Source organism: Rhodobacter capsulatus (assembly GCF_005144475.1).
GTDB lineage: Bacteria > Pseudomonadota > Alphaproteobacteria > Rhodobacterales > Rhodobacteraceae > Rhodobacter > Rhodobacter capsulatus_C.
Genome location: NZ_SWJZ01000115.1, coordinates 1 through 970 on the forward strand (window position 1 = coordinate 1; position 970 = coordinate 970).

The window sequence follows — 970 nt, forward strand, 5'->3', positions numbered from 1 at the left end:
ACCCGATATTGCGCCGATCATCGCGCACTGTCTTGTAGCATACCTTTTTCGGCAAGATACCCGCAGCCCCCCCCCCCGACGCTCATGGCGCTTTGGCTACCTTCTGTGCATCCGCTCCAGAGCCTTTTCGACCGTCGGCCCCAGGACCAGCAGCGCGATGATGGTGATCATGGGCGAGAAGAACAGCGTCAAAAGGAGCCATCCGAACACCGACCTGCCACGCTCCGCCGCCATCGTTGCCGGAACCCAGATCGATATCCAAAACAGGAAGATGACCATAACCAAGAGCAAAACTGCCGTCGCGTCCATTTGGATCTCCATCCACCAGACAAAAATCCCTATCGGGACTATTCCCCCTGAGGCGAAGGCACCCCCCCCCGGGGGTCACAAGAACATCAGGGCCGCGAAAGAGGCGACATCGACCGATCAGGCCATTCGTTTACAAGGTAGGCAACAGGGCGCCTCTATTCCAGTTCCCGATCTTCGTTGCGGTGTCGCACCTCCGCCCGCTCCGCCTCCCGCAAGGTTACGCCCATGCCGGGATGGGCACGCGCCGCACTAGCGACCGCCAGCGCCACGGCTTGCCTATCCCGCTTTTCCGGAAAGTCCTGCATCAGCGCGTCGGTCCGCCCCGCCGCCAGATCCGTCGCAACCCCTTTCCCATATCTCTGGCGTAAATCCGTCGCGAAGCGTTGCGCTTCATCGTCCGACCCGAAACACACCGTGCCGGTCGCCGCAATTGTCCGGGCCATCGCGCGCATCGTGCCGACGAGCCGTGTGGAGGGCGCATCGGTTTCGCGCCGGTGACCAGCATCGATCAATGCTTCGGCCTGTTCATGGAACTGCCCGAGCATGAGGCCCACCTGCCCCCTCTGCTTCCTGTCCTCGAGATCGAGGTTCCGATGCGCCGCGACAGTGCGCAGATCGTCCCGAACCCAAAGCCACTCGTCGAAGGCATTCGCGGCGCCGC

Annotated in this window: 2 protein-coding genes; both read right to left on the minus strand. The window is 62.4% G+C overall.

What is annotated here, in order from left to right; genetic code table 11:
• Nucleotides 1-96 precede the first annotated feature (96 nt).
• On the minus strand, nt 97-309 hold the full coding sequence (locus tag FBT96_RS19090) for a hypothetical protein (protein WP_136909474.1): 213 nt from the start codon (nt 307-309) through the stop codon (nt 97-99).
• A 155-nt stretch (nt 310-464) separates the two neighbouring features.
• The coding region (locus FBT96_RS20915; RefSeq protein ID WP_169583632.1) for a hypothetical protein at nt 465-970 on the minus strand (506 nt) is incomplete at its 5' end.